General features: G+C 35.1%; 15 protein-coding genes, 1 tRNA gene and 1 riboswitch. Of the genes, 11 read left to right on the forward strand and 5 right to left on the reverse strand.

Annotated features, from left to right (window positions below; translation table 11 throughout):
• The 3 genes from FT993_RS09205 (at position 1) to FT993_RS09215 (ending at position 2,381) form a co-directional block, all read left to right on the forward strand.
• Entirely contained in the window at positions 1-399 is a 399-nt protein-coding gene (locus tag FT993_RS09205) for an aminoacyl-tRNA hydrolase (RefSeq protein WP_147862253.1), read from the forward strand.
• Between the two features lie 173 nt (positions 400-572).
• A complete protein-coding gene (locus tag FT993_RS09210; RefSeq protein WP_147862254.1) occupies positions 573-890 on the forward strand; it encodes a hypothetical protein in 318 nt (105 codons plus the stop codon).
• A 126-nt stretch (positions 891-1,016) separates the two neighbouring features.
• Positions 1,017-2,381 (forward strand): sigma-54 dependent transcriptional regulator, encoded by a 1,365-nt coding sequence (locus FT993_RS09215; protein ID WP_187240795.1) that lies wholly within the window; start codon positions 1,017-1,019, stop codon positions 2,379-2,381.
• Here FT993_RS09215 and FT993_RS09220 read toward each other — a convergent pair.
• The gene (locus tag FT993_RS09220) at positions 2,378-4,810 is read right to left on the reverse strand and encodes an ATP-binding protein (RefSeq protein ID WP_255504464.1); all 2,433 of its coding nucleotides are present in this window, start codon (positions 4,808-4,810) and stop codon (positions 2,378-2,380) included. The genes FT993_RS09215 and FT993_RS09220 overlap by 4 nt on opposite strands.
• 73 nt (positions 4,811-4,883) lie before the next feature.
• A riboswitch (TPP riboswitch) is annotated at positions 4,884-4,975 on the forward strand.
• A gap of 117 nt (positions 4,976-5,092) precedes the next feature.
• On the opposite strand from FT993_RS09220, the gene FT993_RS09225 reads away from it, so the two are divergent.
• The gene (locus tag FT993_RS09225; RefSeq protein WP_147862257.1) at positions 5,093-7,492 is read left to right on the forward strand and encodes a TonB-dependent receptor domain-containing protein; all 2,400 of its coding nucleotides are present in this window, start codon (positions 5,093-5,095) and stop codon (positions 7,490-7,492) included.
• 57 nt (positions 7,493-7,549) lie between these two features.
• Here the strand turns inward: FT993_RS09225 and FT993_RS09230 are convergent, their stop codons facing one another.
• Positions 7,550-7,987, reverse strand: a complete 438-nt coding sequence (locus tag FT993_RS09230) for a hypothetical protein (protein ID WP_147862258.1) — start codon at positions 7,985-7,987, stop codon at positions 7,550-7,552.
• A 120-nt stretch (positions 7,988-8,107) separates the two neighbouring features.
• Here FT993_RS09230 and greA point away from each other — a divergent pair, with 120 nt between their 5' ends.
• Positions 8,108-8,581, forward strand: a complete 474-nt coding sequence (greA, locus tag FT993_RS09235; RefSeq protein ID WP_147862259.1) for a transcription elongation factor GreA — start codon at positions 8,108-8,110, stop codon at positions 8,579-8,581.
• A 53-nt stretch (positions 8,582-8,634) separates the two neighbouring features.
• Here the strand turns inward: greA and FT993_RS09240 are convergent, their stop codons facing one another.
• Positions 8,635-9,444 carry a purine-nucleoside phosphorylase gene (locus FT993_RS09240; protein WP_370450892.1) on the reverse strand — a complete coding sequence of 270 codons (810 nt, stop codon included), beginning with the start codon at positions 9,442-9,444 and terminating at the stop codon, positions 8,635-8,637.
• Positions 9,445-9,724: 280 nt separating this feature from the next.
• Here FT993_RS09240 and FT993_RS09245 point away from each other — a divergent pair, with 280 nt between their 5' ends.
• Positions 9,725-10,870: a choice-of-anchor L domain-containing protein gene (locus FT993_RS09245; protein ID WP_147862261.1), complete on the forward strand. Its 1,146-nt coding sequence runs from the start codon at positions 9,725-9,727 to the stop codon at positions 10,868-10,870.
• A 594-nt stretch (positions 10,871-11,464) separates the two neighbouring features.
• A complete protein-coding gene (locus tag FT993_RS09250; RefSeq protein ID WP_147862262.1) occupies positions 11,465-12,142 on the forward strand; it encodes a hypothetical protein in 678 nt (225 codons plus the stop codon).
• 237 nt (positions 12,143-12,379) lie between these two features.
• Here the strand turns inward: FT993_RS09250 and FT993_RS09255 are convergent, their stop codons facing one another.
• Together FT993_RS09255 and FT993_RS09260 are read right to left on the reverse strand one after the other, a co-directional pair.
• A complete protein-coding gene (locus FT993_RS09255) occupies positions 12,380-12,619 on the reverse strand; it encodes a GIY-YIG nuclease family protein (RefSeq protein ID WP_147862263.1) in 240 nt (79 codons plus the stop codon).
• 48 nt (positions 12,620-12,667) lie between these two features.
• Positions 12,668-12,740: transfer RNA gene (locus tag FT993_RS09260), tRNA-Phe, on the reverse strand.
• A gap of 98 nt (positions 12,741-12,838) precedes the next feature.
• On the opposite strand from FT993_RS09260, the gene FT993_RS09265 reads away from it, so the two are divergent.
• From FT993_RS09265 to lptC, 4 genes are read left to right on the forward strand one after another with little or no spacing between them, the layout of a single operon-like run.
• Positions 12,839-13,579: a type III pantothenate kinase gene (locus FT993_RS09265; RefSeq protein ID WP_147862264.1), complete on the forward strand. Its 741-nt coding sequence runs from the start codon at positions 12,839-12,841 to the stop codon at positions 13,577-13,579.
• Positions 13,576-14,817 (forward strand): hypothetical protein, encoded by a 1,242-nt coding sequence (locus FT993_RS09270; protein WP_147862265.1) that lies wholly within the window; start codon positions 13,576-13,578, stop codon positions 14,815-14,817. Before FT993_RS09265 ends, FT993_RS09270 begins: the two co-directional genes overlap by 4 nt.
• Positions 14,818-14,842: 25 nt before the next feature.
• Entirely contained in the window at positions 14,843-16,219 is a 1,377-nt protein-coding gene (locus tag FT993_RS09275; RefSeq protein ID WP_147862266.1) for a tetratricopeptide repeat protein, read from the forward strand.
• Position 16,220: 1 nt separating this feature from the next.
• The gene (gene lptC / locus FT993_RS09280) at positions 16,221-16,784 is read left to right on the forward strand and encodes an LPS export ABC transporter periplasmic protein LptC (RefSeq protein WP_147862267.1); all 564 of its coding nucleotides are present in this window, start codon (positions 16,221-16,223) and stop codon (positions 16,782-16,784) included.
• Positions 16,785-16,859: the final 75 nt, after the last annotated feature.

The raw sequence follows: 16,859 nt of genomic DNA on the forward strand, positions 1-16,859 counted from the left end.
TTGCAAGAAGAAAAAATACTAGCCGAAACACAATTTAAGGCTAGCCTTAGCGGTGGCCCTGGAGGACAGCACGCTAATAAAACATATTCGCAAATAATATTATACTGGGACCTTTCAAATTCAGAGTGTTTTACAGCTGAAGAAAGAGAACGGCTATCCCAAAAATTAAGCTCCTATTTAAATAAAGATGGGGTTTTACAAATGCGATGCGCAGAGAGCCGTAGCCAGTTTAAAAATAAACAATTAGTAATACGGCAGTTCCTACAGACGCTTAAAAAGAGCTTAAAAGTTCCGCGAAAGCGAAAGAAAACTCTTCCTACAAAGGCTGCCCGATTAAAGAGACTTCACAATAAACGCTTGCATTCGGAAAAGAAACGAAATAGGAAACCTCCTTTGTAGAATTTTATAGGTGAGGAAGTGTAGAAAAATTACACACTTGTGTGTGGAATTCTACACATTGTTTAAATTCTATTTTATAGAAACGCTAGACTATTACTAGATTTTAGCCAATACTTGACTTTATAATTAAATGGTATGCTTTTTTCTATAGTATTAATAAAGGAAACCATTACATGATGAAAATACTAATAATGCTTATTTTTTGCCTAGGTTCTATCAGTTTAGGGTTTTCACAAAATGGTAAAGTTGAAGCCATAAATAAGAATGAAAGCGTTCTAAGCGATGGTTTTGTTTTTCTGCCGGAGATTGAAGTAAAAAAATCAATTATACAGTCAATTACCAAACGATTTGAAAAGAGTAAATCGGTTAAGATTTATGTAAATAAGCAAAATGATTATAAAGTAGAACTAATAAATGCTAAAGACGAGAAACAAGTAGTTTATTTAGATGAAAAAGGAAATTGGATTTATCCAAAATATGAAAATTTGTAGCGAAAGCTAAGATTGGTTAGTTTTGTACAGTTAGTGAAGACCGCCTTAAAAGGCGGTCTTATTTTATGAAAAAATTGAGAATGGATTGCTTTTGTTTAGACTAAATTTGTAAATAAATTACGCATTGTGAACCGAATTTTAATCGTTGAAGATGATCTTGCATTTTGCCAGATGTTAGCCACTTTTTTAACCAAAAAGGGTTTTGAAGTTGCCACCTGTACAAGTGCAGAGCAAGCACATAAAGAACTCGATCAAAATCTATTTGATGTTTTACTTACAGATGTACGTTTGCCCGAAAAGCAAGGAACGGTATTGCTTGATCGTGTTCAGCAGAATAATTGGTCTACCAAAGTGATTTTAATGACAGGGTATGCAGAAGTGAGTAAAGCGGTTGAAGTGATGAAAAGTGGCGCCTTTGATTATATTGCTAAGCCTGTTAACCCCGAGAAACTACTTGCTAGCATAAAGAACGCGCTCAAGGAGTTGCAAGGATTTGAGAAAAGTGCTATAAAACAAACAACTAAAGCCCATAAGAAATCGGATGCTTTAATTTCAGAGTCTCAAAAGCAGAAATACGTACAAGGGGTGAGTAAAGAGGCAAAGACTTTGGCAGATTATATAGATTTAGTGGCTCCCACAGATTTCTCAGTGCTTATTGTAGGCCAAAGCGGTACAGGTAAAGAGTATGTAGCAAAAAAAATACATCATAAAAGCAAACGTGGTAAAAAGGCTTTTGTCGCAGTAGATTGCGGTGCTATACCCAAAGAATTAGCTGTTAGCGAATTTTTTGGGCACGTGAAAGGTTCTTTTACTGGAGCTATTCAAGATAAGGTGGGTCATTTCCAAGCTGCCAACGGCGGAACCTTATTTTTAGATGAAATAGGTAACTTATCTTATGAACTGCAAATTCATTTACTTAGAGCCTTGCAAGAAAGGAAAATAAAACCTATAGGAAGTCATACTGAAATCCCAGTGGATATTCGGGTGATAGCCGCTACAAATGAAAATTTAGACAAAGCTGTTGCGGCGGGTCACTTTAGAGAAGATTTATACCACCGATTAAATGAATTTAGTATTCAAATTCCTGCTTTAGCGGATCGAAAAGAAGATTTAGTGCTCTTTGCAAACCATTTTTTAAGCCAAGCCAACCAAATTTTAAATAAACAAATTTTGGGTTTTACCGATGAAGCAATGAGTAGAATGGAGCGCTATTCTTGGCCAGGAAATTTACGCGAATTACAAAATTGTGTAAAGCGAGCCAGCTTAATAGCACAAAACGACTATATCGAGGAAACAGATTTGCCAAAAGAAATTCTAGTAAAACCCGAACCCCAAGAATCTTATTCGTTATTTAAAAATAAAAATGAGGTTCAGTTAATTAAAGATACGCTGGCCAAAACGGGCGGAAATAAGAGTAAAACCGCAAGGTTGTTACAAATAGATCGCAAAACGCTCTATAATAAATTAAAGCAGTATAATATAGATTATTAATTAGACGTATTTAAATAATTTTTCAACGCTTTAATTAATAGGCTTAGTTCTTCAATAGCCTTAATCAAGTTTTCTTCATCTAATTGGCTTGGATTTTGGAGTCCTTGTTTTTCTAATAATTCAAATGATTCCACGCATTTACTGGCTTGTAATTGTTTAAGCATAGGAAGTAATTTATGAGCTGTTTTTCCAACAGATTCAAATTGCTTTGTTCTTAAACTGTAGTTTAATTGTTTTGCGCTGTTTTGGCAACTTGCTAAGAAACTTTTAATAATATTTCTTGTAGCATCATCATCACCCAAAGTGAAATTTTGTATTTCGGATATCGTAAACAATTTGTCTTTACTTATAGGTGTGGATATTCTGGTTTGTTTTTGGAACGTTTCTAGTTTTAAGACGTGAGCAATCTCTAGTAGTAATTCTTGAGATTTATAAGGTTTAATAAGCATAGCCGAAAACCCCTTTATAAGATAATCCTCTTCTTTGAGCTGTGTGTTACCCGTAAGTGCAATTATGGGAATGCTTTTTAAAATTGCATCAGTTTTCATTTTTTTGAGCAAATCAAATCCGCTAGCGACGGGCATTTGAATATCTGTAATTACCAAATCAAACTTCCTTTTTTTAAGCAAATTATAAGCGGTTTTGCCGTTGTTGGCTGTAGAACATTTAAAGTCGGAATTTTCTAACATCGCTTTTAAATATTCAAGTTGGCTGTGCTCATCATCAACGAGTAAAATCTTTTTATCTTTAGCATTGCGTACTTTAATGTCTTTACGGATTTTTACTCGGTCTTCATTGAGATGAACCGGTATTTCAATCTTAAAAACGCTTCCAACACCGGGTTCACTTGTTAAGGAAATACTGCCGTTTAAGAGCTTTATGATTTTTTTTGTAATGGCTAGTCCTAATCCTGAACCACCGTATTGGCTTTCAATTTTATTGTTCGCTTGTGTAAATTCTTCAAAAATTTCTTCCTGTTGACTCTTGGCTATGCCAATTCCTGTGTCACTTACCTCTATAAGAAGATTGAATTTTTTACGCGTGACCGGTTGTAATTTTGTCTTTATTTCTATTTTACCTTTCTGAGTAAATTTGTAAGCGTTGTTAATGAGATTGGTTAACACTTGTTGTATTCTAAAGGGGTCACCTAAGAAAGATAGCCCGGTGTGTTCGCCAAAAGAAATTTCAAGTTCAACAGCTTTTTTGGCTGGCGCAGGTATCGCAGCACTAATGCAGTTTTCTACCAAATTTTTAGGCACGAAAGGTAAAATTTCTAAACCGATTTTTCCCGCTTCAAGCTTTGAAAGGTCAAGTAGCCGGTTGACCATTTGTAAAATATAGTCTGATGATTTTTGCAATTGTCCCAATTGGTGCTTTTGCCTCGCAGTTAACGGTTCTTGATTGATCAAATCAGAATAACCCAAAATAGTATTTAGGGGAGACCTTAAATCATGCGTAACAGTGGCTAAAATCTGCTTATAGCGTTTCAATAAAAACTCGGCATATCGTTTGCTTTTTTCGAGTTCTTCCCGGTAACGAGAACTGCTTCTGGTGTCTCTTGAAATTAAAATTACAAATAACAAAATAGTAAAAATACAGGCCACCCCTAATACTCCTATAATTAAAGTGGTTTTACTAATGGCTTGTTGCGAATTTTGAAGTTGTTGTACAGATTGTTGTAGTTCTTCTCGTTCAATCTCATTCCTAATTTTCTGAAGTTGCGCCGATAGTTTTTGATCGTTTTTTATAAGGGCATTCTCTTTAGCAATTACTTCAGTTTGGTAGCGTCTTTCTTCGCGCTCTAAAGAGCTCAATACCTTTTTAACCGAAGTTATGAGCGAATCGGCGGTTTGCTGGGTCAGCCGCTGGGCGTTGTCTTCTTTTGCATATTCTAACCATTTTATAAGAGCCCTACGCGCATGCGGACTATGATCTTTAAAAAGTTTATCATAATTGTCTTCCTCAAATAAATAATTTACCTTTTTTAAATTGTTGAGCACTCTGTCATAGTAATTTACACTTGAGTTTTGAGATCTTAATTTTAGTAGTTCTAAAAGATTTTCTTGTTTAAGAACGAGTAGCTCATTGAGGCTGTCTAATTCAATTTTTATTTCTCGATCGGGGTATACCTCTTTTAATTGGCCTATTAACGAGTGTATAGAATCATGCTGTCTTTCTAAAGAGTCGACCTTGTCTGCCTCTTGATTTTGAATAATAGCGCGACTGATTCCTTCGGTATTATAAATTTTTGTCACCATCTTGTTCATTAACAATAGGCGCTCTTGATTTTTGGTATTTTCTTTCCCTGCCTGATTTAATTCGACTACCTGAGAGTAAATTATGTAAATAGATGCTGCTGTAAAAACAGTAAGTAACAGATAGCCAAGGCTAACTTTAAGGGTAATTCTTTTCTTTGTAGATTCAGACATGCTCAAAAATAGAATGCAAATTTTTAAAAGTGCCTTAAAGTTATGGTAAAATCAAAAAAAGAATTAATTTCGCAGCATCTCTAAGGGGTGCCTTGAAGAAGGCTGAGATCATACCCAATGAACCTGGGCAAGTAATGTTGCCAAGGGAAAATGCGGCTAGCAGCATTTTGTTGTAGGTGTACTCCTGTTTTTCTTTTGACGAAAAGAATTGCAGGTTTTTTTATGTTTAATAATTTACCAAGAATAATCGCCCCTTTTATTCGTATTTAAAAAAAATTACGAATGAGAATTGTATTATTTTTAGTTGGTTTAATTTCTGCCAGTATAGTCTCTGCCCAAGAGGAAACTTATGTTTTATCTGGCGAAATATCAAGAAATGAAAAACCGGTGCCTTACGCTCAAATAAGTATAGAAGGCACAAAAATGGGAACGCTAAGCGATCAAAACGGTAAATACCGATTAAAATTAAAAAAGGGAGACTATAATTTGGTGGTAACATCGGGCAATACCAAAAAAGTTGAGGTGTTTTTGAATAAAGATACACGACTCAATATAAGCTTAGATGGAGTAGAAGAGAACTTAGAGGAGGTTTTTATTCAGGCGCTTAGAGCAACCAAAAAAACGCCCATTGCTTACACCAATTTGGAGGAGGATGAAATTGAAGAGCGAAATCTAGGACAAGATATACCAGTGTTAATGGGTTATATGCCAGGAGTGGTTATGACATCAGATGCGGGGGCTGGTATTGGTTATACGTCTTTACGGGTTAGAGGTAGCGATGCGTCAAGAACCAATGTGACCATTAACGGTATTCCTTATAACGATGCCGAAAGCCAAGGGAGCTTCTGGGTAAACTTAAGCGATATGGCCAGTTCTATCGAGAGTTTGCAATTACAACGTGGTGTAGGAACCTCAACAAATGGCGCAGGTGCCTTTGGTGCGAGTATAAATATCGCTACAAAAGACTTTTCTGAAAAAGCTTATGCCGAGTTATCAAACAGTTATGGCTCTTTTAATACCCATAAACATACCCTAAATTTTAGCACCGGTTTATTTAATCAACACTGGGAAATATCTGGTAGAGCCTCTGTTCTTGAGAGCGACGGTTACATTGATAGAGCCAGTAGCTCGATGCGCTCTTATTTCTTGCAAGCCGCTTTTATTGATGAGAATACCAAGATTAAAGCGATAACTTTTGGTAATAAAGAAAAGACCTACCAAGCTTGGTATGGCATAGATGCCAATCAGTTAAAAGAGGATAGACGGTACAACCCCGCAGGAGAATACACTACAGATGAAGGAGTAGTAAAGTATTATGATAACCAAACCGATAATTACTGGCAAGACCATTACCAACTGTTGTGGAACCAGACTTATGATAGTAGATGGTCATCAAATTTTGCGCTACATTACACGCGCGGTAAAGGTTATTATGAGGAATTTCAAGAAGATGCAAGTTTAAACGACTATAATTTACCAAGCTTTACAGCTAATGGCGAACTGGTTGAAACTTCAGATCTTATTAATACCAAATGGTTAGATAATCATTTTTACGGTACAACCTTTAGTGTTCAATATAATTTTAAGAGGATTAATGCTCTTATTGGTGGAGGGGCAAATCGTTACGAAGGAGATCATTTTGGAGAAGTTATTTATACCCGATTTGCACAAAATAAAGAACCTTATGTGCCTTATTATGATAATGATGCGGTTAAAACCGATGCAAATCTATACACCAAAATATCATACGCACTAAACAATAAGCTTAATACCTATATCGATTTACAAGGACGATGGATCGGATATGAAACAAATGGAGCAATTGAAGAGGGTATTCCTTTAGGTGTTGATGAGCAATATAGTTTTTTTAACCCTAAATTCGGACTTACCTATCAACCTGCTGAAGACCATCAACTTTACTTTTCATATGCCAAAGCGCACAGAGAACCAAGCCGTTCAGATTTTGAAAATGCGTTATTCAACAATGCAGATGTTGAGCCAGAAAGTTTAGACGATTTTGAATGGGGATGGCGTTGGCAAACACCAAAACTTGTCTTAAATGCTAATTTCTATTACATGAATTATAAAAATCAATTGGTTTTAACTGGTGAAATTGATGCAGAGGGAGGAGCTGTCAGAGAAAACGTAGGCGATAGTTACCGAGCAGGAATCGAATTAGATGCCAGTATCAAACTTACCAATACATTAAGCCTTCACCCCAATGTGGCGATCAGTAAAAATCAAAATAGAGATTTTAAAACTCGTTTTGATGGTGAGCTGCAAAATTTTGGCAATACAGAAATTGCATTTTCACCTAGTGTAGTGGCCGCTAATGCTATTCGGTTTTCACCGGTAAAAAATCTTCAAATCAATTGGTTGAGTAAATATGTAGGAGAACAATATATGAGTAATCTTGAGCGTGAGGCTTCACGATTAGACGATTACTTTATTAACGATTTGAATTTGCAATACGTTTGGGAAAAACCACCTTTTTTTAACGAAATAGTTTTTACTGGTTTGGTGAATAATATTTTTAATGTAAAATATGTTTCCAACGGCTATTACTTCAATTATGAGGTTGAAAATACCAATATTCCAAGCGGTTTAGAGACCCTAGAAGGTGCTGGTTATTATCCGCAGGCTACTATAAACTTTTTATTCGGTATTAACCTAAAATTTTAAACAGTTAAAATTATGTTCCCCTTACTTCCGTAAAGGAAGGAGGGGGAATTAATTTAATCAATTAGTCACCACTAGGGTGTTGTTGTCTATTTTAGAAATACGATAAGCATACAAAGGGAACCTCAAATTCTCACCACTTATAAAATTCCCGGTAAACAATTCGTAGGTATTTTGCTCACAATCACAAACTAATCGAGTCCCTTCTAGTTGCATGGCATAGCAATCAGATGAAATAGGGTGGTTAGGGTCTGAGGCGTCAAAAGCTACATAGGTGTTTGTGCCGGTGTTCATTACAACAATACCAACATTACCTTGGTTGGGTATAAAAACGGGATTAGCAGGATTTAACAAAGGAGTGTATTGTGGTAGTCTAAGATTTATTTCTAGATTTACAGGTGCCCCAGACAAGTAAGGATTGTCTAAACGGCCATCATCAGAATCGCAACCCGCAAAAAGAAGGCAAGTTAAAAGCAAAAAATTGAGGTATTTCATCATAATAGTTTTTGTGTGCGAATATAAATTGTTTTACTGATTTAATTTTATTATCTTTGGTCTTAACGAATCCTATGCGAGTAGGATTCTTTTTTTTATAGTATAATTAATAACGATGAAGTTATGAGTAAAGTATCTTATTACACTGCAGATGGTTTGAAAAAACTTAAAGCAGAGCTTGATCATTTAAGAGACGTTGAGCGTCCTAAAGCTTCGCAGGCTATAGCAGAAGCTAGAGACAAAGGAGATTTAAGTGAGAATGCAGAGTATGACGCAGCTAAAGAAGCTCAAGGTTTATTAGAAATGAAAATTTCTAAACTAGAAGAGGTGGTTTCAAATGCAAGAGTAATTGATGAATCACAACTAGACACCTCAAAAATATTAATCCATTCTACGGTGAAGCTAAAAAATCTTGCCAATAATATGGAGATGCAATATAAATTAGTAGCCCAAAGCGAAGCCGATTTGAAAGCCGGTAAAATTTCGGTAGATTCTCCTATTGGGAAAGGATTGTTGGGTAAGAAAGCAGGTGAAGAAGCTGAGATTCAAGTGCCTAATGGCAAGATTACTTTTGAAATCTTAGAAATTTCTAGGTAATCTATTAAATCTAAAATTTAGAAAGAGGCGGAGAGATATCTTCGCCTCTTTTTTTATAAACTTGCGATGAGTTTACAGAATAAAGTGATCATTTGCGGCTCAGCTTGCTTAGCGGCTTGCATTATACTTTTAATATTCACAGGTTTTAAATGGTCTGGATCACACAAATCGGTAATAACCGATAAAGCAATGACAGGTAATTTTAAATGATTGGCTACAATAATTTCTGGTACGGTGCTCATTCCTACTGCATCGGCGCCAATCAGTTTCAAATACCTATACTCTGCCCTGGTTTCTAATTGCGGACCCTTTACTGCGGCATACACCCCTTGATGTAGCTTAATGTTTTCTTCCTTAGCTATTTTCATTAGCTTTTTGCGCATACCAGTGTCATAGGGATTACTCATATCTACAAAACGCTCTCCATGTTTTGCAACACCTTTAAAAGCTAAAGGTGAATCTCCTAATAAGTTAATATGATCTTCAAGCAGCATTAAGTCGCTGGTCTTATAATTCAAATTTAAACCGCCAGCTGCATTAGATACCAATAAGTGTTTCACTCCTAGATTTTTCATTATACGTACCGGGTAAGTCACATCCCGTAAAGTATAGCCTTCATAAAAATGAAATCGCCCTTGCATAACCATAATTTTCTTTCCGCTTAACTCACCATATATAAGTTTACCTTTATGGAATTCAACTGTTGCGGTAGGAAAATGCGGAATATGATTGTAAGATACCTCTTGAATAATATTGATATGATTCACAAAATCGCTCAATCCGCTACCTAATATGATACCAATTTCTGGTGCCTCAAATCCTTTCTCTTTTAAATAGACAGAAGTCTCATTAATAAAACGCATAATTTTTAACCTTTAAATTAAGATTAAAGGTACAAAATTGATCTTTAACTACAGATAATAGTTTTATGACGGCGAAAAATAACCTTAAATCGATTTTGCAAGTACTTTATCTGGAGTGATTTATCTGTATAAATCCATTTTAATCCGCTGAAATACAATATATTAAAAAATATCAAAAAATTGTTTGTTATTTATCCGAAATAAAATACCTTTAATCGTGTAAAAATTAAGATAATCGATTATTTTTGCCATCGATTTTAAGAATAAATTAGGAGTCGCTATGAAATATGCTGTGTTGGTTGTTTTTTTGATCTTCAATATTGGATTTTGTCAGAATGTGCAGGTAGATGTGAATACATATAATGCACAAGACTTAAGTGAAATGTTATTGAATAATGCGTGTTCTAGTTTATTCAATGAAGAGATGTCATCCAGTCAAGCGGTTGGTTATTTTTCTCAAAACAACAGTAATTTTCCTATTGAGGAAGGCGTGATTATTCGAAGTGGAAACGCAAAGCATAGCGAAGGTCCGTTTTCAGGGAACCACCTGAGTTCTCAAATAAATCAAAATACTAATGCCTACTTAGAAAATTTAAATGCTGCCTCAGGACAACACGCTCAAATTACCGACGTGGCATTTTTATTGTTTGAGTTTGTGCCGTTGTCTCATGACTTCAGTTTTAACTTTGTCTTTGCTTCAAATGAGTATGGGCAGTGGCAATGTGTTTCTAGTGATGTTTTTGCGTTTGTATTGACCAATCTTAATACTGGCCAATCACAAAATCTAGCGGTAATACCTGGAACAACTACCCCTGTTTCCGTAAAGAATATAAAAGACAAGACTTACAACAATTCTTGTTCATCAGATAATAAACATTTGTTTGGTGAATATTTGGTAAATCAACCCAATGCTGGTTTAAATATGCGCGGGTATACCAAGGTGATGAAAGCCTTGGCTCAAATTGTCCCAGGTGATACCTATAAAATAGAGCTTTTAATAGCAGATTCTAACGATGCTAATTTTGATTCGGCCATTTTTTTGGAGGCGGGTAGTTTTCAAACCAATGTAAATCTTGGAGACGATGAAGCCATTTGTTTGGGGCAATCTAAAACCTTGACCACGGGATTAGATACTCAGCTTTATAACCATACGTGGAAAATGAATGGTAGCGTGGTGAACTACACCAATACCAATACCCTTACGGTGACCAATCCGGGTGATTATAGTGTTGAGGTTACCGTAAATAATACAGGTTGTCTTTTAACCGACGAGATACAATTGACACAAGTGCAAATAAATGAAGCTAATAATTTAAAGATATGTTACGACGATCGAGCTAATTATTTCTGGGATTTAACCGTCAATAATCACCAGATTCTAGGTGTGTCGCCATCAGATTATGAGCTTTTTTATTATGCCAGTTAGCAAGATTTGAATAATGATTTACCTATACCTGCGGCAAATATTACGGCTTTTGCAGGAATACCCAACCAAAGTGTTTACATCAAACTAAAAGCGTAAAATCATATATAAATGGGTTTATTTGTACTACTAATCCTAAGAATAGAATTTTTACCTTTACATTTATCATATATGCTTAATGAGATGAAATTTTAACATTTTAAATTTTTAGATATTATTCTTTTTTTTCTTGCAATCGTGTTTGGCCATACATCTAAAAAAAGTATAATTAAATTTAAAAAATAAGATCAAAAATTTTTTTAGAGTACCTTTTGTTGTGTTGTTAGCTAGTATAGTTTTTGCTACTTGTAGTAAGAATAACCATCAAGAATAATAAATAAAAACCTCGATATTTCTATTTTTCTCGTAGCTATATTATTTTTATAGCTTTAAAACTATTTGGAGCAATAATTTTCATTCAGTTACGGTATTTTTTTGCTGTTTTAGTTATAATCCCTGTGATTTTAAGAGTGATTAGACTTGTCGTGCAGATTAATCGAAAATAAAATAAATGAATTATAGAATTTTATATTCGTTAATACGCTAGTGGTCATTTTTATGGCAATTAGCGTATTGGCTTCTTGTCAGAATAAAGCAAGAAGTGTGAAGGTTATAGATGAAGTGTATAGCGATTCTATTAGCTTTACTATCTATGAAGGTAAAAATAAAACGAATGCAGATAATGATATTCAGTGTACAAAATATTATTCCTATAAAAAACTAGAAAATGGTTATGAAGTAAGAGGAGCAGATTTGCGACATTTAATTTCTTTTCTTCAAGATGTTGATTTAAAAGATGTTATTGTTGATGACAGAATTGATAAAAATTTTTACACTTTAGAGTATAGAGGCCCTGATGCTACGGCGCATAAAAACCATATATTAAAAAAGTTTCTTGATTATTATGATTTACATATAAATAAAAATCAAAAGTTAGAGAAAGGCTATACTTTAGGTCTAGAAAATGATAAAATAAAGATTTATCTGGCAGAAAACAATCAAAACACTAGTGTAGAGCAAAACGGCAGCATAGTTAATATGCGTAATGCTAATTTAAAAATATTAGCCAATGTTATTCAAGATCTATATGGGGTAAAGGTTAATACGGGTAAAGAGCGAGAAAATTTACAAGGATATAATATAAACTTTGATTCAGGTATGTCTATTACTTCTTTACAAAACTTTTTAAATGAAAAATATGGTATTCAATTTGAAGAAGAGCAATTTAGTGTGTAGAAGTATAAAGTGACAAAGAAAGACTAATGAATTACTTGCCTAAAGCTATTGAGTTATTCTATTCTTTATGTGGTTGTCTTCATATTTTTGCCTTCATTGTCGTTAGTTAGCTGTGACAATTATACAAAAACCCCGATCAAAAAATCGAGGTTTTGCGGTGGTGCCTCTAGTCCCTATGCTTCGGGAGAACCAGGGACTATTTTTTATTAATGATGTCCTTTAAGATATCGGGCCGATTTAAATTTTAAGTATAAACTTTTTGCTTTTCATTCTTTTAATAAACTTCTCTAAATAAAGCGCGTCGTTTTTGTTTCTGCATTTAAAAGCGAGTGCCAGTTTCCAATCGGCTGCAGCCTTTGTGAATGACTCATTAAAGCTATGTTTATTGTTCTTGTTAATTCTATTTTGGATGTCTATTGTTTCTCCAACATAGAATTTATTTAGGGTTGGGCTGTGAATAATATAAAGAAAATGCATAACCAGTTTAAAACAAAAAACCCCGATCAAAAGATCGAGGTTTTGCGGTGGTGCCTCCAGGAATCGAACCAGGGACACAAGGATTTTCAGTCCTTTGCTCTACCAACTGAGCTAAGGCACCAGTGCTTGTAAGCGGTGGCAAATATATATTCATTTTTACATTCTACCAAATAATTTGATAAAAAAAACTACATTTGTTGTGAAATAAAATGAAAGGGATTGAGCAATTTAATTTTAGATATCGGTAATACACTTGCTAAAGTGGCTGTTTTTCAGCAGGATAATATTGCTGCTTGGTGGCGTGTAGAGCGTGACGATTTGCTGGAAAAAATAAATTCAGTTTTATCCGAAAATCTAATCCGTAAAGCGATTATTTGTAATGTGAGTGTATTAATTCCTGAGTTAGAATCGGTTTTTAAGATTCGGCAAATTGATTTTATACATTTATCTGCAACAACCTCTCTTCCTTTTCGTAATTTATACGCCACTCCAAGAACTTTGGGTAAAGATCGAATTGCTTTGGCTGCCGCTGCCGTCGGTTATTACCCTGCACGTAATGTTTTGGTTATTGATGCTGGTTCTTGTGTGACATATGAATTTATAAATGATCAAAATGAATATTTAGGAGGGGCAATTTCGCCAGGTTTAAAAATGCGGTTTGCCGCCATGCATTCTTTTACCGCTGGATTGCCAGATTTACGAGATCAGCCTTTTGATGATCTACCTTTGATAGGAGATGATACTAATAAAGGAATGCAGATTGGCGCAGTTGAAGGATTGGCAAGAGAAATAGACGGCTTTATAGATGATTATAAAAAAAAATACAGCGATTTAACAGTTATTTTTACTGGGGGAGATCACGAAATTTTGTCTAAGCGGTTAAAAAATAGCATATTTGCAGCGCCCAATTTTCTGGTCAAAGGATTAAACTACATTTTAGAATTTAATTTAAATAAATGATTAAAAAAACATTTTTTATTCTCTTAACCTTTCTAGGTTTTGCAGGATTTGCACAAGATAACACCGCATCGCCATACTCCTTTTTTGGGGTAGGTACCAATAAGTTTAGCGGTACCGTAGAAAATAGAGTTATGGGTGGCTTGGGCATCAAATCAGATAGTATTCATATCAACCTGCAAAATCCGGCTGGATATGCTGGTTTAGGTTTAACCACTTTTAGTGTTGGTGCCTCGCATACTAGCAATACGATAAGTGATAATATTTCAGAAAGTAAAGTTACCGCTACAGGATTAAATTATATTGCTCTAGCTTTTCCTGCGGGTAAATTTGGTTTTGGTTTTGGGCTCAAACCATTTAGCTCTGTAGGTTATGAAATGGGTGACTTCACCGAGGATCGCGAAGCTAGCTTTAGCGGAAGTGGTGGCGTAAACAAACTTTACTTAGGTGCAGCTTATCAAGTTTTACCAGAGCTTAGCGTAGGTGTTGAAGGTGGGTACTACTTTGGTAATATAAAGAATAAAAGTATTTTAAGACAACAGAACGTTCAATTTGGTACCCGAGAAAAGAATAGATCAGATCTTAGCGGTTTTAGATTTAATTTTGGTACACATTACGAGAAAATGCTAACAGATAAACTGCAGTTAACAGTATCTGCTACCTATGCGCCAGCCAGTACTTTAAATGCTAAAAACGAACGGCAATTGGCTACTATTGTACTTAATCTAGGAGATGATGAATTGGTAGCAGAGGAACGTGAGATAGCTGTAGCCGATAGTGAGTTAGACTTGGGTGCGGTCTCAAGTTTCGGCGCCGGTATAGGGCAGCCTAGAAAGTGGTTTGCCGGATTTGAATACCAAATTACCGAGGCAAATAAATTCTCAAATCGGTCGTATAGTTTAAATAATTTAGCGTTTAATACAGGACATTCTTATAAGTTAGGAGGATATTATATACCTAATTTTAATGATGTTACAGGGTACTTCAAACGAGTTACTTACCGTGCAGGATTACGTTATGAAGACTTAGGTTTAGCGATTAATCAAGAGAATATTGATGAGTTTGGCATATCTTTTGGAGTTGGATTGCCAGCAGGAGACTTTTTAACCAATATCAATCTTGGGGTTGAGTATGGCCAAAGAGGTACCACCAAAAACAACTTGGTTGAAGAAAAGTTTTTTAGTTTCTTTGTGGGCTTATCATTAAATGATAAGTGGTTTATAAAAAGGAAATTCAATTAAAATCAATAGACACAATTCAAGTACTATGAAAATCAAATTCTTAATTTTATTGGCCATTGGTGTTTTTGCAAATCAATCTGTTGCTGCTCAAGAGGTAGATTGTGCTAGAGCTTTATCTTTGTTTTCGCAAAGTGCCAAGGTAAAAGATTACAAAGCAGCAAAACCTTATTATGAAAAATTGATAAAATCTTGTCAAGATTATCACATTAGCCTGTATCAATACGGAGATCGTATGTTAAAGCATTTTGCCAAGTCTGCCAAAGACGATGCAGAGTTGCAAAAACAATATGCAGAGCAATTGATAGAGAATTATAAATTAAGACTCCAAAATTTCCCAGCAAAAACTTCAAAAGGAGAAACCTATGCCAACATCGCAGAGGCAATGTACGATTATAAAATCGGTACAGCAGCCGAACAATTGGGTTGGTATGAGAAAGCCTGGAAAGAGGATAAAGAGAATGTAAATGACCCACGTACGCTTTATGTTTACTTTAATATTTTGGTAGCTGAACAGGATGCTGGAAACCGCGACTTACAAGAGGTTTTTACAATGTATGATGAGTTAATTCAAAAAATTGAAGAACAAGAAATTTATCGTGCCGGTCAAGCCGAACCTTTGCTTAAAAAGCAGGAACTAGGTGAGTCTTTAAGTAGTAAAGAAGAGCGTACCTTAAAAAATACCGATATCTACTTAAATAATTTCAATAAAATTAAACAAGGAATTAACGGGTTGTTAGGAGAAAGAGCAGACTGTGACAACTTAATTCCATTATACAATAAAGAGTTTGATGCTAAAAAAGAGGATGTAGAGTGGTTAAAGAGAGCAGCTAAGCGTTTATCGGCTAAGGAGTGTACTGGAGATCCCTTATTCTTTAAATTAGTTGAATCATTGCACAAGCAAGAACCATCTGCTAAATCAGCGCTTTATTTGGGGCAATTGGCTGCTAAAGACGGCAAGTATAGTAAGGCTTTGGAGTATTACGAGCAGTCGGCTGAGTTGGAAGATAATAAAATTGATAAAGCTAGAGTGTATATGATGATTGCTGGTAACTATAAAAAGTCTGGCAGCTTCTCAAATGCACGTAGTTACTATAAAAAGGCTTTAAGTATACAGCCATCTTTGGGTAGCGCTTATTTGCAAATAGCAAGTATGTATGCTAGTAGTGCAAACAATTGTGGAGATACCACTTTTAATAAACGTGCTGTATACTGGTTGGCAGCAGAATATGCAGAAAGAGCAGCGCGTGTTAGTCCGGCGATTAGTTCATCTGCAAAGCAAGCCGCTGCAAGTTATAGAGGAAGAGCACCGCAGAAATCTGATGTTTTCCAAGAAGGTAGAAAAGCCGGGGAAACCATCAAGATTGGATGCTGGATTGGAGAAAGCGTTCGAATTCCAGGATAAGATGTATATTAAAAAAAGTCTAATTATTCAGTTTAAAAACATTGCTGCTATCGCTATAGCAGCAATGTTTTTTTCTTGCAATGAACGCCTGAGTACGGTAAGAAAATGGGAGGTGCAAGAAATAAAACCACAAACATCTGGTCAAGGTATTAAACTAGTTTATACCGATAGTGGTAAAATCAAAGCTTTTTTAAGAACTCCATTGATGCAGGACTTTACACAATTAGATTTTGGTTATAGAGCTTTTCCAGAAGGTTTAGAGCTTGACTTTTATGATGAAAAAAATCAGAAAAATACCATTAAAGCCGATTATGGTATTTTATATGAGCAAACAAATCTGGTAGATCTTCAAGATAATGTCGTCATCACTACAAGTGATAGTGTGGTGCTTAAAGCAAATCAACTTTACTGGGATCAATCTAGACAGTGGGTTTTTTCTGATGTACCCTATCAGGTTCAATTCAAAAACGGAGCGGTGAATAACGGCGAAAGTTTTGATGCTAATGAAAAATTTAATAAATTCATCTCGCGTTCTAATAAAGGAATGCAGGTTATAGACCAATAGACTATGAATAAAGTGTATAGATATTTTGAATATGCTTATCTTGTAATAGCAGCCTTTTTTACTTATGAAACGATA

Source organism: Mesonia sp. HuA40 (assembly GCF_008017835.1).
Lineage (GTDB): Bacteria > Bacteroidota > Bacteroidia > Flavobacteriales > Flavobacteriaceae > Mesonia.

Excerpts from the sequence above, each read along its gene's own strand:
- FT993_RS09210 (WP_147862254.1), top strand. The coding sequence starts at position 573 with ATGATGAAAATACTAATAATGCTTATTTTTTGCCTAGGTTCTATCAGT.
- FT993_RS09220 (WP_255504464.1), bottom strand. The coding sequence starts at position 4,810 with ATGTCTGAATCTACAAAGAAAAGAATTACCCTTAAAGTTAGCCTTGGC.
- FT993_RS09225 (WP_147862257.1), top strand. The coding sequence starts at position 5,093 with ATGAGAATTGTATTATTTTTAGTTGGTTTAATTTCTGCCAGTATAGTC.
- FT993_RS09230 (WP_147862258.1), bottom strand. The coding sequence starts at position 7,987 with ATGATGAAATACCTCAATTTTTTGCTTTTAACTTGCCTTCTTTTTGCG.
- greA (WP_147862259.1), top strand. The coding sequence starts at position 8,108 with ATGAGTAAAGTATCTTATTACACTGCAGATGGTTTGAAAAAACTTAAA.
- FT993_RS09240 (WP_370450892.1), bottom strand. The coding sequence starts at position 9,444 with ATGCGTTTTATTAATGAGACTTCTGTCTATTTAAAAGAGAAAGGATTT.
- FT993_RS09245 (WP_147862261.1), top strand. The coding sequence starts at position 9,725 with ATGAAATATGCTGTGTTGGTTGTTTTTTTGATCTTCAATATTGGATTT.
- FT993_RS09250 (WP_147862262.1), top strand. The coding sequence starts at position 11,465 with ATGGCAATTAGCGTATTGGCTTCTTGTCAGAATAAAGCAAGAAGTGTG.
- FT993_RS09255 (WP_147862263.1), bottom strand. The coding sequence starts at position 12,619 with ATGCATTTTCTTTATATTATTCACAGCCCAACCCTAAATAAATTCTAT.
- FT993_RS09270 (WP_147862265.1), top strand. The coding sequence starts at position 13,576 with ATGATTAAAAAAACATTTTTTATTCTCTTAACCTTTCTAGGTTTTGCA.
- FT993_RS09275 (WP_147862266.1), top strand. The coding sequence starts at position 14,843 with ATGAAAATCAAATTCTTAATTTTATTGGCCATTGGTGTTTTTGCAAAT.
- lptC (WP_147862267.1), top strand. The coding sequence starts at position 16,221 with ATGTATATTAAAAAAAGTCTAATTATTCAGTTTAAAAACATTGCTGCT.